The following is a 17,670-nucleotide window of genomic DNA, read 5'->3' as shown; positions in this document are numbered from 1 at the left end:
TAATCCTCTGGCAAACCAGAGGGTATGGCGCAGTTAATATGAGGGTAATATCAAGATTACGCCTTTAACGAGGCTGGCAAATATAGACTAAAGCTGGCGGAAAATTACGCACCACGCGTATCTTTTTCCAAGTGAAATAACGGGATAATAAAGGCTCGGAAAGGTGGCTGTATTGGAATAAGACCAAAACGCCCTTATTTGCCCGTAAACGCTGCTGGGCCTGCTGTAATATCCTGATACTTATCTTGGTCGGGATTGATAACAGTGGCAGACAGCAAAACACCACATCGTAATCTTGATCCAATTGTTCGGCGGATCGAAAAGCGACCTGCAAACGTGGGTCATTAATCTGATGCAATGAATGTACAAAATGTGGCTGAATCTCGTAAGCCTGCAAGCGGGAGTTTTCTGACATGTGCGACAAAATTCGCTTTGTGAGCACCCCATCAGCCGCCCCTAGCTCAGCTATATTAAGGTTTTTTTTCCAATCTACCTGGTTCAACATCGCCTGACATAACCAAGGCGAAGAAGGTGCCAATGTCCCCACCGTGCGTGGTGAAGCAATAAAACGCTGTAAATAAGAAAACTGACTTTTAAAATTACGCCGGACAGTGTTTAGCATGGCCACTCCTCGGAAACCCGGATGGACTACAATAACACCTTATTTTCCGTAAGTTCTCATTAAGATTGCTCTAATAGTTAACTATTTTCTGCATATTTTTAGAAGAAATTTGTTTTTATGAATACCGGCAGCGCTGAAACAATCAAGCCCGATAAAACAATGAATTACCATTGTCATATCGGGCTTATAATCAATACCAATACTGTATCTAACTATTTCATTAACTCTTACTTATAGTGAAAGATTAACGGTAAATCTCAGCGCTGGCACTGTAATGACTCGAATCACCTGGGTTACTAATACCAATGACTCGGTAGTGGCTAGCACCATCGGCATCCGCTTTCGCATTCAGTGCCGACTCCACATCTGTCGGTGAACCACTGACATTAGAAAGAGAGATAACCCCCATGCTTTGCAATTTAGTCGCTTGTTCTGGGCTGACTTCTTGTGCAGCCATAGTGGCGAATGAGGCGGTAGCAATAAGTGCAGCGGCGATGATAGGTAATAGTTTCATAATATGCTCCAACTAACGGGTGATATATAATGTCTTTGTGAGGTTAATTATGAGCGAACCAATGCAAGGGGACGTAATGCTATGTAAAGAACATCAATCATTGTGAGGAGAATAAGGAGGAAATAAATTAATCTATGTCACACGAAAAAATAAAGAGGAATAACAAAGTGTGGGCATCGATATAATATACCGCAGCCCAACTTTTGATATATTTAGCTACGTTTTGCAACAATCATCATAATATCGCTGGTAAAAGAGCCATCAGCTTGAATCTCATAATGGTTAATCACGCTATCAGAGGCTAATTTTTGTAACTCACTGATTGCAGTGGCAAAATGTGCTGGCGTGCGCATTCTGGCAATCCAACTACTGAACTCCAAATATAACCGATCGGAAGTCACTTCATTAATAGCCAGTCCTGCCTCAGTAAACAGTGCCAGCCATTCGCCCGGAGCGTAATTACGGACATGCGAAGTATCACGTAGCACCTCCACAGTTTGTAGATAAATATCTAACACTGGATGACCGGGGGAAACCACGTCCATAAAGATAACTTTGCCACCGGGGCGTAATACGCGCTTAACTTCGCGCAAAGCCTGGCCGACATCATGCCAGTGATGGGCTGAGTAGCGGCTGATGACAACATCAAAGCTCTGATCATCAAAAGGCAATGATTCAGCCAATCCTTGTTTTACCTCAATATTTGTCAGTTTTTTATCCGCTGCCGCCTGGCTGACAACAGTTAACATTTGTGCGGAGAGATCATAAGAAACCACAGAGTTAACCACGGCCGCAGCGGCGAAGCTGGCATGTCCAGCACCACAGCCGAGATCAAGCAGACGGCCATCACCATGGGGTTGCAGTAGGGTCGCCAGGCGCTGTAAATCTTTACCCTGAGCATGTACCGCACTGGTCAAATAGGCATTTGCCTGATCACCAAACTGCCTTTCAACTGCATCTTTATGGCTATTTTGTGTTGTCATTACATTCCCACCGATAATTTATTTTATATATTTTACTATCTGAAAAGCGTTACTCTGTTTTTACCCAATTAAATCTGCTCGGATCAAGACTGAATAATCACAATAGCGCGTTTTCATTAGGAAAAACATCATGGTCACACTCAGAGCAATGCGCACTGACGAACTCTGCAACTATCGGAATTTATTTATTGCCGAGTATGCGCAAGATTTATCATCCAACAGCAACTATAGCGCCGAACAGGCCGTGGCTCATGCCACACACCTCTTTGATAGCTACCTACCAGATGGCGTTAATAGCTCTGGCGATCATTTGTTTTGTCTTGAGAATAAAAGTAACACCGAGCTTGATGAACAACTAGTGGGCTATTTGTGGTTTGGTTTGGGGGCAAATGATAGCGCGGCCTTTATTAAAGATTTCTATGTGCTGCCACAATATCAGCGCCAAGGTTATGGCTCGGCCTGTTTACAGGAATTGGAAAAACTGCTGGTTGCCCAAGGGATATTTGAAATAAAACTGCGCGTCGCGGCAGATAACCCACAGGCGAAGAGATTATATGAGCAAATGGCATTTGTAGTGACGGGATTTAATATGTCTAAATCGCTGAAATCGACTGACCCGTTATAAATAAGATAAAGTTATAAGTAAGATAAAGGCAATAATCAGAATGCGTTTGCAAGACTGCAAACGAAAACAGAGAAAAAGGCTGAGAATCGGACGAACAGTTCATCAGGTATTGCACCTGCTGTTCTTCTGATCAATCAGTCTAATTGATGTGTGAGTATTGGATTACACCATTTTGTCATCGCCCATCTGTTGCAGTTGATCCTTGTAAGATTTCACTTTCTGACGTTTTTTCATCCAGATTGAGAATGACACCACAAAAATCCCACCCGCTAAGGTTAATACACCCAATTCATGCTGGTAAAACAGCATAATAATGAAATAGATAGCAGAGATGATTGCTACCCATTTGGCCGAATGACCAATCGAGCTTTTCTCATCAGTCAGACGGCGGATACTCTCTTCTTCGCTGATCCCCATACTTAATCCTCCTTATTATTCTGCTTATAATATTGGGTCAGTTGCATGATAATTCAACATATTTTTTAGTTTTTATTTTGTTAAGTCGAGATAGCGCTGATTGACTCTTTGACTGAATCAGTCGTGTCTATCTCGACACAGTTAATCACCGTTACAAAATGATAATCAGTTCGTACTCTCCTCCATCCAACGCGACCCGTAATCCATCGGGCTGATAGGAGAGAGGAGAACCATTCAATGTCGCTGAACTGATCCCCTGGCAGCGCTGCGCCGGGCTTTCGACACGGATAGCATAGCGCGTATTCGCCAGGTTAATGCTCGCTTCAAACCCCGGCCAACTAGCTGGAATACAAGGATTAATCACCAATTCTTGCCCTTCGCGTCGGATCCCCAGAATACCTTCAATACCCGCACGATGCATCCAACCTGCTGAGCCGGTATACCACGTCCAGCCACCGCGCCCGACATGCGGAGCAACAGAGTAAACATCCGCGGCCACCACATAGGGTTCAACTTTATAACGCGCAATTCCCTCTGGGGTATTCCCATGATTTATCGGATTAAGTAAGGCAAACAAATCACGCGCTTTATCCCCCTCCCCCAACTCGGCAAAAGCCAGAATTACCCACATTGCAGCATGGCTATATTGCCCGCCATTTTCACGCAATCCCGGTGGATAACCCTTGATATAGCCGGGGTCATCCGGCGTTTTATCGAAAGGAGGAGTAAACAACAACGCCATTCCATCATCGGGGCGAATGAGATACTGCTCCAGCGAGGTCATGGCCTGCACAGCTCGCTGGGGATCGGCTGCTCCGGATAACACCGCCCATGATTGAGCAATAGAATCTATGCGGCACTCTTCACACGCTTTGGAACCCAACCAACTGCCGTTATCAAAAGTGGCACGCCGATACCAATCACCGTCCCATGCTTCCCGTTCCAATGCTGCAATTAATCCGGTGAGATGGTGCTGCCACTGGCTGGCCCGCTGCGGATCACGCTCTTGCGCCAACGAAATAAACATTTTCAGTGTCGCCACCAGCAACCAACCGAGCCAAACACTTTCGCCTTTTCCCTCTTCACCGACCCGATTCATCCCATCATTCCAGTCGCCGGTCCCCATCAATGGCAAACCCAGCTCACCAGTCAGTTCAATGCATTGATCCAGCCCTTTGGCGCAGTGTTCAAACAGAGAGGCGGTTTCTTGCGCCACTAATGGCTGGAAGAAAGCATCGTGTTCACCTGAATGCAATATTGGCCCTTCGAGGAAGGGCACGATTTCATCCAATACTCCGGCATCACCGCTGGCCAGTATATAAGTGGCGGTTGCATAAGAGAGCCAAACCCGATCATCAGAGATTCGGGTGCGCACCCCCTGCCCTGAATGCGGTAGCCACCAATGCTGAACATCGCCCTCAATGAATTGCCGCCCGGCTGCCCGCAGCAGATGGTGGCGGGTGGTCTCCGGCAGAGCAAAGGTGAGCGCCATGCCATCTTGTAGCTGATCACGGAAGCCATAAGCGCCACTGGCCTGATAAAACGCCGACCTTGCCCAGACTCGGCAGGCCAGTGTTTGATACAGCAGCCAGCCATTGAGCATGATATCCATTTGTCTGTCCGGCGTTTTCACCTGAACCGCTTCCAACACCCTGCGCCAATAATCAATAACTTCCGTCAGCACCGCATCCAGATTTACGGCGCGGTAGCGCGTAATCAATGTCTGCGCGTCACTCACAGAAGAGCTCTGCCCCACAAACCAAACCACTTCAACCTGCTCACCGGCGGCCAGTTCAAGGGTCTGCTGTAGCGCACTGCATGGGTCAAACCCCGCGCCTGTCGCACCTGATAGCGGTATTTTTGCCAACAATGAAAGCGGCGCGGCGCTATTGCCATAATGGCCGAGGAACTCGCTGCGATCAGCCGTCCAGCTGTTTTGCTTGCCATTAAGGTCGGCAAAAGAAACTCTGCCGGGGAATGCGGTGCTCCATGGATTACGCGCTAACATCGCACCGGTAGATTGATCCATCTCGGTGATTATAAATGGCCCGGAGGCACCGCGCGACGTCGCTAAGACCCACTCGGCGTAGGCCGTAACGGAGATACGCCGTGGTTTATCCGACATATTATGCAATGTCAGCCGAGATATCTTGATGGGGTCCGCCAGCGGCACATATTGCAGCAGCGCCATACCAATACCATTGGTCTGATGCTCAAACCGGCTGTAGCCATGACCATGGCGAGCAATGTAAGTGCCGCCATCACGGATTGGCTGCGCCGTCGGGCTCCACACTTGACCGGAATCTTCATCACGCAGATACAGGCATTCACCGGACGAATCGATGACCGGATCATTCAGCCACGGTGTTATCTGGTTTTCCCGGCTATTTTCGGCCCAGGTATAGCCACTGCCGGTTGCGGAAACTTGGAAGCCAAAGGTTTGATTTGAAATAACATTGATCCAAGGCGCTGGCGTATTTTCCCCATCATTGAGGTAAGTGACATATTCCCGCCCCTGTTGACCAAAACCGCCCAGCCCATTGAAAAACTCCAGATTGTCGGGCTGCGGTAATAATGTTTTCGCTAGCGGCAATGGAGAAGTTATCGGCGAATTGGCAGATTTAATCAGGGAGAAACCCATTTTTTTATCTTGTCCAATCAATCGCTTATCAGATAAGAATGATTTTTTATCTGATGTGAATAGCTTTTTATTGGACGGAAGCACTTTTTTGTCGAGAGTGAACAATAGATGATTCAGTTGATTACCCAAGGTGCCATAACGAGCGGAGAGTACCACCCGCGCAACCGAGCGCAATAATGCGCGCGTTTCTGCACTCATCAAATCAGCCCGCAAGGCATATGCCGACCCCTGGCGGAATTCATCACCAAAACGAGGGCGCGATTGGCTACTGCGCACCGCGGTTTCAATCGCAATTTGCAAATCCTGCACATAAGAAGAGGCCCGCTCATTGATGATAACTAAATCAACCGCCAGGCGTTTCATGCGCCAGTATTCGTGGGCGCGCAGTAATTGCCGCACTTGCTCAATGTCCTCAATATCTTCAATACGCAGCAAGACGATGGGCAAATCGCCGGAGATTGATTGCGCCCATAACATTGACTGGGCCCCCGCCCCGCGCATGATAGACGTGGACGGCGAACGGAAGCGGGCATCGGCATACAGAACCGGCGCAGCCAATTGCTGAAAATCGGCCGCTTCTTCCGCTTTGATGTCCAGATGGCGCAATTGTACCTGAGCCTGAGTCCAGGCCAGTGTTTTCGCCCGTTCATAGGCGCTGCGGTCACGGTGTCTATCCACACTGTCCAGCAACGCTTCTTTCGATGATGCAATCAATGTCCAGAAGGAGACAGTGACGGTCTTACCGGCCGGAACCAGTAAGCTTTGGCGCAATGAGAATATCGGGTCAAGCACCGTCCCCACGGTATTCGACAGTGACTCTCCCACTTGCATCGCTGTTGAGGTCGCCACCCGATTACCGCGGCCAATAAATTTCGCGCGGTCGGTTTCATATTGCAATACTGATACCGGCAAACCATCGGCCACCATGAAATGTGCCGCCCAGACCTGAGGTTCCTGCGCCGTGCGAGGCCGCCGTGTCGCAATTAATGCCCCCAGTTCCGGTAAGAATTCGGTGACCACAAACATTTTGGCGAATGCCGGATGGGCATTGTCGGCTGCCGCCGCAGTGAGCACCATTTCAGCATAAGAAGTCAGTTCAATCTCCCGCGCACGGCGGCCAGTGTTCAGCAATGAAATTCGGCGAACTTCACCATCGTCCTCACTGGAAATCAGCACATTCATGGTGCTGGTGAGTGTGCCATCGCGGCAGATAAACTCAGCATGATCTTCACCAAACATGACCTCGCGATGCGCATTATCACTGGCGGCTAATTGCGCCCCTGCCGACCAACTGCGGCCACTGCGCAAATCACGCAGGAAAATAAAGGAGCCGTAATTATCACAGGTGGCATCCTCCCGCCAGCGGGTGACCGCGACATCCAGCCAGCGGCTATAGCCTGCACCGGCGGTAGTCAGCATCACGGCATAACGGCCATTGGATAACAAATGAGTGATAGGCGGCCCGATAACCAGTGCCCCGATATCTGGTGCCCCTATAACGGGTGAATGAAAGCGCCGCACAGTGGGCAACGCGCTGTCTGCCACGGCGGAAAGCAAGACTTCCTCGGTACGCGGGTAAGCAATGGCCACATTGCGCGGCATGCGTTCTTGGAGCAATAATTCACAAGCTTGAATCATCGGCTCACGATGGAAGCGGTTGCGCATCCGCCCCTGCTGCACTGTGTTGGCGATAGCCACAATGGTCATCCCCTGATGGTGCGCCATATAATTGCGGACAATCACCACCAGCTGATTTTCCGGCAAGCGGGAGCGGGTAAAGTCGAGTGCTTCATAGAAACCATAACGCCCCAGCGCCCCCATCTTGGCCAGCCGCTCATAATTTTGCAATGCGCCATGGGGGTCAATCATGGTCGCCAAGCCGGTCGCATAAGGCGCGATGACGGTGTTTTCTGATAAGCCGCGTTTTAGCCCAAGCCCCGGCACACCAAAGTTAGAATATTGATAGGTAAACTCGATATCGCGCGCACTGTATGCCGATTCAGATATCCCCCATGGAATATTCAAACTGCGCCCATAAGCCTGTTGCCGCTCCACCACTAACTGATTGGTTTGCTCCAATAAACTCCCCGCTGGCGCTCGCATCACCAATGACGGCATCAAATACTCGAACATCGAGCCCGACCATGAAATCAACGCCGCCCCTTTGCCGATGGGGGTTGCTGCCCGCCCTAGACGGAACCAATGCCGGGTGGGCACATCGCCTTTGGCGATAGCAAACAAGCTGGCGAGCCGGGCTTCAGATGCCAGCAAATCGTAGCAACTTGGATCAAGGCTGTTATCCACCAGCGAATAGCCGATAGACAATAATTTTCGTTCAGGATCGAGCAGGAAAGCAAAGTCCATCGCCAGCGCCATATGGCGGGCTTCGGCGGCTAGTTTTAGCAATCGGTCAGCGACCTGTTCCTGCATCTCTTGGGTCAATCGCTGGTCATACTCATGTTCAGCGGCGGCCACAATCAGTGTTTCAATCCAATAACTTAAATCAATAAATGCATTGTCATCGATTGGACGAGCAACGCCATGCACCATCGCGGAGGCTTTCGCCAACAAAGGTTTCAATGTCAGCGGCAGCATTTCAGCTTCACCGACATTTTTTAAATCCATGCGGATTTGCGCCAGAATCGCCCAGAGTTTGCGTTTAAAATCATCATCCCCCGGCGGTAACTCTCTGAATGCGGCTTTCGCTAATAATAGGTTATCCATCAACCCCTTAGCACCGTTAGCTGCTAGCGGTTCTGCCGCCCACTCTTCACACGTATTGGCCAATACAATCAAATGCCCGGCCAGATTCCCACTGTCGACGGAAGAAACATAAGCCGGTTCCAGCGCCCGCAAATCCTGTGTGTCATACCAGTTAAAGAAATGCCCACGGAAACGAGCCAATTTATGAAATGTGTCAAAGGTGGTTTCCAGCCGCACCAATGTGCGATACGTCCCTGCCCAACCAAAATCACGCGCCACCAAGGTCGAGAGCAAATACAGTCCCATGTTAGTCGGCGATGTTCGGTGCGCCACCACCGGTTTTGGATCCTCCTGAAAGTTATCAGGCGGCAGCATATTTTCGTCTGGTGTGACAAAGGTTTCGAAGAAACGCCAGGTGCGGCGGGCAATTAAACGCAATTCAGGAATATCGTCCGCTGTCATCGGTTTATGCTGCGCCACCTGATGGGTACGGCTGGCCCACAATGCAATCGCGGGGGCCAACAACCAAAGTAGCGCAAAAGGCAAAATCAACGGCCAGGCATTTGGGGAGGCGATAAATGCAATAATGGACATCATCAGGCCGAATAATGTGCCGCCGGCCATATGGCGATAAAAACCGGATAAACCGGGGCGCGGCTGCCCTGCGGATTGGGCCGCCGTCATCCATTCCAATAAGTTTCGATGAGTAATAAGCAGGCGAATCAGTGTTCGACCAATAGCATCCGCCATTTGCCAGGCATGGTCGGCCAAAAAGACCAGCGAAAGGAACATTTGACTCGCGGCGCGTTTGGCATCCTCTAATAAAGAGCGAAAATGGTTACTAAGCCGAGTATTTTGGGCCGGCCACAAGGAGAATAAAATCGGCAAGAATGGGGGCAAAGCGGCTAACAGCATGACCAACAGCACGCCGACCCACGCGGCGGGCATCGGTAGCATCCAACTGATCCCCAGCAACAGCAAGGTGAAGGGCGCAACCAGCGAACGCCGCAGGTTATCAACCATCTTCCAGCGGCCCAACAGCGGAACACTTTTGCTGTCTTGGTCAGTTTGAGTAATGGATGATTTGATAATCCATGGCAGCAATTGCCAATCACCCCGCGTCCAGCGATGTTGGCGTTTGGTAACCACGTCATAGCGTGCCGGCGATTCCTCAACCACTTCAATATCCGAGGCTAAGCCCGCACGGGCAAAAACCCCCTCAAACAGGTCATGACTGAGCAAAGTATTATCCGGCACCCGGCCCACCAATGAAGCTTCAAAGGCATCAACGTCATAAATACCTTTGCCGGTGTAAGAACCTTCACCAAAGATATCCTGATAAACATCTGAAACTGCAGCGGCATAAGGATCCATCCCCCCAGGGCCGGAAAAAACCCATTGATACAATGAGCTACCCTGCCCCATCGGCAATGCCAAGGTCACTCGAGGCTGGAGAATACCGTAGCCATCAACCACCCGTTGTTGATCAGCACTAAAACGCGGCCGATTCAGCGGATGTGCCATTTTGCCAATCAAACGCAGTGCCGCATCGCGAGGAAGGCGGGTATCGGCATCCAGCGTAATGACATACCGCACATCTGCGGGCACCTGCGGCTCACCGGCGGCGGTGGCAATAAATGAAGTATCTGTTGCTCCGCGTAACAGGCGGTTAAGCTCATGCAACTTACCCCGCTTGCGCTCCCAGCCCATCCAGCGATTTTCGCTTTCATTAAATATCCGCTGCCGGTAGAGCAACAGGAAACGCGGGCCAGCCGGGCCGGGGCCATATTGTTGATTCAGCCGGGCCATGGCTTCATCGGCCAAGGCCAACAGCGGGCCATCACTGGCTATCACTTGGGAATCTGCATCAACCCCATCCAGCAATAGGGCAAAAGTCAGAGAGCCGGTGGTGCCCGACAAATGATGAACTTCTAGTTGGTCGATTTGCTCCAGTAAATCTGCCTTACTGGTCAGCAAGGTCGGCACCACCACCAAGGTGCGCAACTCATCGGGTACACCACTGGCCAATTCCAGCCCCGGCAAAATAGTGGCACCGAAGCTCCAGGTAATCACGCGATTTATCAGCGCAGTCGCCACTTCAGTGGCCGGAATAAAGCCAACGAATGCTAATAACACCAGCCATCCGGTAGCCAAACCGGGGAACGAGAGCGCCCACAGCGCCAATGCCAGTAATCCAGCCGTGACCAGTAAAATCGCCCCCATATAGCCGCCAACCCCGAGGCGGATACTCAAGCGGCTAAACCATAATCGCATTGACGGGCTGAATCTGATCTGATTTTCCAATTCGCGCCGCCCGGCACCAATTAAGTGATAACCGGGGTCACGGCAGCGGTCGACGTTTTCAAGTTCCGCCGTAGCGGCGGCATTCTGCGCGGCTTGCAAAGCAAGGCTGGCAATTTCCAGCTCAGTGAAAGTCGAGCCACGGCATAATTGTTCGATAGCACTGCGGTACAGATTGCGAGTTTGAAAATCCATGCTAGCAAAGGCGCTTCCTTGCTGTAAGCATTCGTCTACCAGACTGACACTCTCAAACAAATCAGCCCAATCAATATCCGAAATCAGCCGCATACTGGTTATTACATTGCGGACTGAAACGTTGGAAGCCCCTTGCCGTAATTGGGCATGCTGCACCACTTCACTGACCGTTACGCCTTGTAATTTAAGGCGATCTTCCAACCATCCTAACGCGGGGGTGGTGCGCGGATCCTGGTCTCTAAGCCGCTTTGCCAACTGAGATGCAAATTGCTCAGATAAAGGCTCTGTGGAGCGCATCGCAATATCGGACTCCAGCGCTAATCGGCTGTCTCCTGTTTTTAATAGCTTATTTGCCAGCGCCTCAGCATCTGCACGCGCTTTACGCCCTTGTGTTATTTGATCGGCAAGGCGGCGTAAGTTCTCTATCAGCACGATACGCAAAGTGATCGCGACCGCCCATAACTCGCCGATGGTCAGCGGTTGAACTCGCTGATACGCCATAATAAAACGGCATAAAACATCGGGATCCAAGTGACTGTCAGTGTGCGCCACAAATGCCCAGGTAATACCCAAAACACGCGGATAACCAGCAAATGGCCCATCGGCTAATTTCGGCAATTGACGGTAATAACCCGGCGGTAAATCATCGCGAATCTCGCGGATCTGTTCTTCGACCAGATGATAATTATCCAGCAACCACTCTGCCGCAGGGACGACTGCGCGGCCCTTTTCCAACTCTGCGGCACTGGCCCGATACGCCGCCAACAAGGTATTGGCGTTATCATCCAGGCGGGCATGCAAAGTGGACACCCGTGGCGGATGGGGTGTTATCGACTGAGCTTTGGCAAGGCTTTCAGCATGTTGCTCCAACCGTTCCACACTGAATAATTCTTCCCTAACCGGGGCAAAATCATGCCAGGGAGTGACTGTCGTTCGTGATCCCCACAGGGGGCGCTGCCCAAGAATAGTCTTAAGAAATAATTTCATAGATACCTTCTAGTCCGGTGCTCATACAGTCTCATCGCAATCTGCATAACAAAAAAATCGGGGATAGCGGGAGAAAAGCCTATCCAATCGAATGACTCAGGTGAGCATCCTGAGTGGTGCGAGCCGCGTAATATTGAGCAGGAAACGCCCCTACAGGCAGAATGCTGTCAAAAATGCTGAGTGAAGGTGGAAAGCAAAAGGCTGACACGTAAAAACGTTCAGTCAAAAAAGAGGCGAGTAAAGGCTGACAATGCGCATAAAGACGCAACAGCAATAAGCTGAAAAATATTAATTATAGCCCAAAGAAAAAAACAGGGATCTGGGCATGAAATGAGAGAAAGAAAACAAAGGGTTATAAACATAACCAGAAAGGGAATTGAAATACCTGCTGTCTGTCTACTATACACAGACCGCAGGTAATCACCCTATAGTTTCAGAAACTAAATACCCTCCTGAAATTTTCGGGCTTTGGCGGTTTGCTGTTTTTCCAGTTCAAAAATAGCCCGCTGCAATCCTTTTTCCTGAATTGGGCTTAAGCGAGGAAATTTAAAACTCAGGCGCTGCACGGTGAGAGTTTCACCTTTGTTATTGACCACTTGTTTATCGATGGCCCGGATAAACTGTAAGTCTAATTTAAAAATACCAAAGCCACATAAATCAACTGACACATCACGCAGAATGCCACACCCTTGGACTGGGAACTCGCTGCCCTTGACCGCATACACCCCCATTCCCCCCAAAGAAACATCCGCTAATGTGTAAGAGAATTTAGTGCCATCGGCGAATCTCCCTGCACAATAATAAGCAGGCCATTGAGGAATACTGACCCGGAAATATTCCCGACGTTGAATAAAGTAGAGGCTGTCAGGAATGAAAGTGCTGAAAGCAGGTAAAGATAAATACGTTATTTCTTTCAGTGGATTGCAGGTAAATTCAATTTTAGCACCGGTAGGCTCTGCAATAATTGTCAGTTGGCTGGCAGCCAGTGCTGCGATGTTCTCATGAGTAACACTGCCAAAATCAAAAATAAATTGATCCGAGTCAGGAAGCACATCCAGAATGCGGCTAATAAATTGCCCACGAGCATGGGTGACCATCACTGCGGTATCGTTCTTCTTTAGATCACGAAGAATTGCACAGATCGCTAATTTGTTGGTTTTTACAAAGTTCTCTTTAGACGTTTCGCTCACCTGCCATTCCCCACCTTTAATTTATTGCCCTGGCTAACCAGATTATTATTAAAAAGCATATAAATATCAGACATCAATATCGGCAGATTGCGGGAATACTTTAATGATTCTTTTATAAAGCGTGAGTCCTTGGTGTTGGGCTGACATGGATTTGATACACCGTTACAGTCCCAATAGACCATAACGGTATTTAGTCATAGCTAGTTCAACGTCCAGTAGGATTTATTAGCTTCAATTAAATCATCTAAAATCAGCTTCGCCACTTTGGCACTTGGAATAGTTTTAGACAATGTCAGTGCTTGCCACAATTTTTGGTAGGACTTTTCAATCCAAGCATCTACCACTAATTTTTCTACTGCATGTTGTTGATATAACAGGCCACGCTGGAAAGTCGGAATATCGCCAATAGCCAATGGCTCAACCCCTTCAGACCCCACCAGACAAGGTACCTCAACCATCGCATCATGATCAAAATTACTGATAACACCTTTATTAGGCACAATCAGTAACATACGGCGCTTGGTATTAAATGCAATAGCCTGTGCCAAATCAACGATATAAGACGCATGTTCATCAATTTTAAGTTGAGTATTTTCCGCACTGCCCTCAGCAATAATTTTGCGACACTCATCAAACACAAATTTTTCCCGGCCTTCCATCACTTCATTTGCACGGGAATGGTCTGGTGAGGTATGCGCCACCATATCGTCGCCGTACAGATAATATTGCAAATAGGTATTTGGGAAGCTGCTGGGATCTAGCGCAAAACTATCGCGAGCTTTAGCAAAAGTTTCATTCCAACTTATTTCTTCTTTACCCTCACCTTGCTCATCAGCATAACCATATTGGCGTACGTGTTCAGCCAATTTCGGCATTAAATCTTCGCCGGTAGTTTTATCACGCACAGAACTCCACCAGCCAAAATGATTGAGTCCGTAATAACGAGTTTCTAAATCTTCCGCGGAAGAGTAGTGCAATATTTTAGCCATTGCCTCTTCAATACTGATAGGCATATCGCAAATATGATAAATACGTGCGGTGGGGCGTAAACGACGAGTGGCCTCAGCAACAATAGCGGCCGGGTTAGAGTAATTTAGCATCCAGGCATTCGGGGAATATTCTGTCATATAATCAAGAAGTTCCAGCACTCCGCTAATAGAGCGCATACCATAGGCAATCCCCCCTGCACCACAGGTTTCTTGCCCAACACAGCCGTATTTCATTGGGATTTTTTCGTCTTTTTCACGCATCGGAAGTTTGCCCTGCCGAATATGTGCCATCACGAAATCAACCCCGCTAAAAGCAGCTTGAGGATCGGTGGTGTAAGAGAACTTTATTCCGCTGGATTGTTCACGCAGAATAATCTCACAAGCTTTGGCGATAATTTCTTGGCGTGGGCCATCATTGTCATACAGTTTTATTTCCGAAATAGGGAAACGGTGTAAATTATCCAACAGCATAAGAATAATGCCATGGGTATAGGTTGAACCACCACCAGCAATCAAAATGGATGATTTTTTCATCTAAAAACTCCTTAATTCATCAACTCTGCAAATTGTTCATAAATATGCGTTACATTGTTGCCAACAATCACCTGCACATCATTGCCATTTTTATAAACCTCAATCGCGGAATAGGCTTTAAATGCTGTACTTGGTTGAACACGGCTAATGTCTTTTACAACTAATCTTAAACGGGTAAAACAGTGGGTATAGCTGGCAATATTGTCCTTCCCACCGGCTGCGTCTAAATAAGCACTGGCACGCTGTTGGAACTCATCCCCCTGATTTTCTCCTTTCTGCTTGTAATCTTGTTTTGAATAAAGCTTGAGATCACTGTCTTCACGGCCCAATGTTTTGAAATTAAATTTGAGAATCAAAACACGGAATATCAGGAAGTAGACGCCACTAAAAATAACACCAACAATAATTTGAGTTATCATGACATTGGCATGGTTACTGAACATCGGTATCCAGTTTTGTGTCGCCCACTCGAGTATTCCAGAACCAAAGTTCCCTACCACACCCAAGCTATACATCACGACGGTCATGGTGGCTGAAAGCATGGCATGCACCACAAATAACGCTGGGGCAATAAACAGGAAGGTAAAGTCCAGCGGCTCAGTAATACCGATAAACATGCTGGTAATTGTTGCCGGAATCAGCAGGCCCGCAACTTTGGCTTTATTTTCCGGTTTTGCAGTGCTGTATATCGCCAACGCCATTCCTAAACCACCAAATACCGCACCATTACCCTGCATGGCAAAACCACCTGCTGGGAACAGCTGTTTTAAAGGTTCAGTAGATTGGCTGAATTCTTGTAAATGCGTGAGCCAATACAGGGTAGTGCCACCGGGTACAGCAACATCGGTATATTGGAAAGGACTATAAACAAAGTGATGAAGGCCAGTAGGCAGTAAAATCTTTTCCAGGAAGATATAACACCAGATACCAAAGTTACCGGCATGTAGAATAAAACCTTGCAATGAAATCATGCCTAGCTGCACTTTTGGCCACAGCATTAATGTTATAAAGGCCAGCGGCAACATAACAATAAAACCAAGAATGTTAACGAAAGCCGCGCCCTGGAAGATACTAATATAGTCAGGTAATTTGGTTGAGTAATAACGGTTATGAATCCAGGTAACCAAGCTGCCACACAGAATTGCGCCAATCACACTGGTATCCAGTGTTTTAATACCGCCAATCATTGCCAGGCCACTGGTGCCACCTGTTTCTTGTGCGAAATTAACCCCCCAATGTGCGCCCCAAACTTCACACATTGCCCCGAGAAAAGCATTGAAGGTCAGATAGGTAATTAAAGAAACCAAACAGGCTGATGCTGGCGCTTTATTTGCCAATTTAATAGGTAAGCCAACAGCGAATAACAGCCCCATATTGTTAAATACAGTCCAGCCGCCGGATTCAATGATTTTTAATAATTGGAAAAATAAACCGTCTGGACTGGCAAAGGTCGGATTTTGCAGCACCAAAGATAGCCCGACTATCATCCCAGCAAAAGGAAAGAGTAGCACCGCACCGAGCATCGCCCCGCCAAACCGATTAAACGAACTTAACATGACAGCTTCCCTCTTGAGTGTGAACAGTCATCACTCTATGGAATAGACAGGTTATGATTTGGCGATTGATAAAAATATGTGACCAACATTGCATTAAATCGTTAGCCACACTTGTATATTATTTCCTTAAAAGTTAGACATTTTAACTATTTTTTATACCGCTTGAGTTTTACTGATTAATTATTAGTATGTTATGAAAACACTTGTGATGAACATCTCCATCCAAATAGGTATAAAAATGGTATATAAAAATCTAGTTACCAATATTAGAAAGTTAATAAATCATCAAGATGTTGCTGTGGGTGATTGCTTGCCCTCTGAAATTCAGTTAGCTGAACGTTTTGGTGTATCACGAATGACGGTCAGAAAAGCATTGGATGTTTTAATTCAGGATGGTTTATTAGAGCGCCAACAGGGCCGAGGTACTTTTATTATCGGGAAAGATCTTAAACACGATAATAATCATCTGAACAGTTTTACTGAACATATGAAGATGCTTGGAAAAACACCGCATACAGAAGTGTCTGAATTCAAAATTATTAGGGCTCCGCAGGCTATCGCCAGCCAGTTAAATATCCAACAAGACGATAAAACCTATTATATCAAGCGATTACGCTATGCCGACAAACAGATTATTCAAATAGAAGAAAGTTACCTACCAGTCACTCTGATGCCGGATTTAACCTACCATCATCTTGAATCATCAAAATATGACTTTATTGAAAAACATGCTAATTATCAGATTGAGGGTTGCCGACAAACATTCTTACCCATTGTTGCCAGCCAGGAGTTCGCTCTACAACTCCATTGTGACCCACGGACCCTATTAATGCAATTATTGGCAGTGTCTAATACCACTGATGGAGTGGTTGTGGACTTTTCGGTGATTACCTTTAATCCGGCTGATTATAAAATCAGTTATTACCTCAAGCGCCATCCATTAGATTAAATATGAAATAAGTGCACTACCCCATCTATCGATAGATTAATGCACTCAGTGTTATGTTGACCTAACGATATTGCTTATCACCTACCCCGGTAATAAGCGCCCCAGACCGATAAACAAACCGGCAATAGTGGCACTCATCAGGTTAGATAATGTAGCCGCTAATAATGCACGGAATCCTAAGCGGGCAATGTCAGAGGCTCTTTCAGGAGCAACGGCGCTAAATGCCCCCACGACCACAGCAATCGAGCCAAAATTGGCGAAACCGCACAGAGCAAAAGAAATAACAGCAATAGTTTTTACCTCTAACGTTCCGATGGTTTCTTTCAGATAAGAAGAGAAACTTAGATAGGCGATAAGTAATAAGATGTACATCCCTGCCAAACTACGCAATAAATCCATAAATCCCCCGAAGTACCTATACAAGTTATTCATATTATTAAATTAAAACAATAATTATCTTATAT

Annotated in this window: 10 protein-coding genes and 1 pseudogene; 2 read left to right on the top strand and 9 right to left on the bottom strand. The window is 47.7% G+C overall.

The genetic code is table 11. The annotated features are described in order from the left end of the window. Positions 1-64 precede the first annotated feature (64 nt). The 3 genes from FTA91_RS02005 to FTA91_RS01995 form a co-directional block, all read right to left on the bottom strand. The gene (locus FTA91_RS02005) at positions 65-622 is read right to left on the bottom strand and encodes a class I SAM-dependent methyltransferase (protein WP_050113239.1); all 558 of its coding nucleotides are present in this window, start codon (positions 620-622) and stop codon (positions 65-67) included. A gap of 244 nt (positions 623-866) precedes the next feature. Further along, entirely contained in the window at positions 867-1,136 is a 270-nt protein-coding gene (locus tag FTA91_RS02000; RefSeq protein WP_050113238.1) for a YdgH/BhsA/McbA family protein, read from the bottom strand. A gap of 212 nt (positions 1,137-1,348) precedes the next feature. Continuing rightward, the gene (locus FTA91_RS01995; protein WP_050113237.1) at positions 1,349-2,119 is read right to left on the bottom strand and encodes a class I SAM-dependent methyltransferase; all 771 of its coding nucleotides are present in this window, start codon (positions 2,117-2,119) and stop codon (positions 1,349-1,351) included. Between the two features lie 130 nt (positions 2,120-2,249). On the opposite strand from FTA91_RS01995, the gene FTA91_RS01990 reads away from it, so the two are divergent. After that, the gene (locus FTA91_RS01990; protein ID WP_050113236.1) at positions 2,250-2,744 is read left to right on the top strand and encodes a GNAT family N-acetyltransferase; all 495 of its coding nucleotides are present in this window, start codon (positions 2,250-2,252) and stop codon (positions 2,742-2,744) included. Positions 2,745-2,906: 162 nt separating this feature from the next. Here the strand turns inward: FTA91_RS01990 and FTA91_RS01985 are convergent, their stop codons facing one another. The 5 genes from FTA91_RS01985 to FTA91_RS01965 form a co-directional block, all read right to left on the bottom strand. Continuing rightward, a complete protein-coding gene (locus tag FTA91_RS01985) occupies positions 2,907-3,161 on the bottom strand; it encodes a hypothetical protein (protein WP_050113235.1) in 255 nt (84 codons plus the stop codon). 151 nt (positions 3,162-3,312) lie between these two features. Further along, the gene (locus tag FTA91_RS01980) at positions 3,313-11,988 is read right to left on the bottom strand and encodes a GH36-type glycosyl hydrolase domain-containing protein (RefSeq protein WP_145582824.1); all 8,676 of its coding nucleotides are present in this window, start codon (positions 11,986-11,988) and stop codon (positions 3,313-3,315) included. A 440-nt stretch (positions 11,989-12,428) separates the two neighbouring features. Then, positions 12,429-13,178: a flagellar brake protein gene (locus FTA91_RS01975; RefSeq protein ID WP_050113232.1), complete on the bottom strand. Its 750-nt coding sequence runs from the start codon at positions 13,176-13,178 to the stop codon at positions 12,429-12,431. A gap of 200 nt (positions 13,179-13,378) precedes the next feature. After that, on the bottom strand, positions 13,379-14,701 hold the full coding sequence (locus FTA91_RS01970) for a 6-phospho-alpha-glucosidase (RefSeq protein ID WP_050113230.1): 1,323 nt from the start codon (positions 14,699-14,701) through the stop codon (positions 13,379-13,381). Positions 14,702-14,712: 11 nt separating this feature from the next. Beyond that, a complete protein-coding gene (locus tag FTA91_RS01965; protein ID WP_145582822.1) occupies positions 14,713-16,257 on the bottom strand; it encodes an alpha-glucoside-specific PTS transporter subunit IIBC in 1,545 nt (514 codons plus the stop codon). A gap of 238 nt (positions 16,258-16,495) precedes the next feature. Here FTA91_RS01965 and FTA91_RS01960 point away from each other — a divergent pair, with 238 nt between their 5' ends. Further along, positions 16,496-17,206 (top strand): GntR family transcriptional regulator, encoded by a 711-nt coding sequence (locus FTA91_RS01960; protein WP_072082500.1) that lies wholly within the window; start codon positions 16,496-16,498, stop codon positions 17,204-17,206. An 81-nt stretch (positions 17,207-17,287) separates the two neighbouring features. On the opposite strand, the pseudogene FTA91_RS01955 reads toward FTA91_RS01960, so the two are convergent. Further along, positions 17,288-17,602, bottom strand: a pseudogene (locus FTA91_RS01955) (nucleoside transporter C-terminal domain-containing protein); the annotation flags it as partial. Positions 17,603-17,670: the final 68 nt, after the last annotated feature.

The organism is Yersinia thracica, from assembly GCF_902170565.1.
Taxonomy (GTDB): domain Bacteria; phylum Pseudomonadota; class Gammaproteobacteria; order Enterobacterales; family Enterobacteriaceae; genus Yersinia; species Yersinia thracica.
The sequence above is the reverse complement of the archived record's forward strand: the minus strand, read 5'-3'. Positions and strand labels throughout refer to the sequence as shown.

What these genes read in the sequence shown, in the direction of transcription:
- FTA91_RS02005 (WP_050113239.1), bottom strand. Translation starts at nt 622, where the DNA reads ATGCTAAACACTGTCCGGCGTAATTTTAAAAGTCAGTTTTCTTATTTA.
- FTA91_RS02000 (WP_050113238.1), bottom strand. Translation starts at nt 1,136, where the DNA reads ATGAAACTATTACCTATCATCGCCGCTGCACTTATTGCTACCGCCTCA.
- FTA91_RS01995 (WP_050113237.1), bottom strand. Translation starts at nt 2,119, where the DNA reads ATGACAACACAAAATAGCCATAAAGATGCAGTTGAAAGGCAGTTTGGT.
- FTA91_RS01990 (WP_050113236.1), top strand. Translation starts at nt 2,250, where the DNA reads ATGGTCACACTCAGAGCAATGCGCACTGACGAACTCTGCAACTATCGG.
- FTA91_RS01985 (WP_050113235.1), bottom strand. Translation starts at nt 3,161, where the DNA reads ATGGGGATCAGCGAAGAAGAGAGTATCCGCCGTCTGACTGATGAGAAA.
- FTA91_RS01980 (WP_145582824.1), bottom strand. Translation starts at nt 11,988, where the DNA reads ATGAAATTATTTCTTAAGACTATTCTTGGGCAGCGCCCCCTGTGGGGA.
- FTA91_RS01970 (WP_050113230.1), bottom strand. Translation starts at nt 14,701, where the DNA reads ATGAAAAAATCATCCATTTTGATTGCTGGTGGTGGTTCAACCTATACC.
- FTA91_RS01965 (WP_145582822.1), bottom strand. Translation starts at nt 16,257, where the DNA reads ATGTTAAGTTCGTTTAATCGGTTTGGCGGGGCGATGCTCGGTGCGGTG.
- FTA91_RS01960 (WP_072082500.1), top strand. Translation starts at nt 16,496, where the DNA reads ATGGTATATAAAAATCTAGTTACCAATATTAGAAAGTTAATAAATCAT.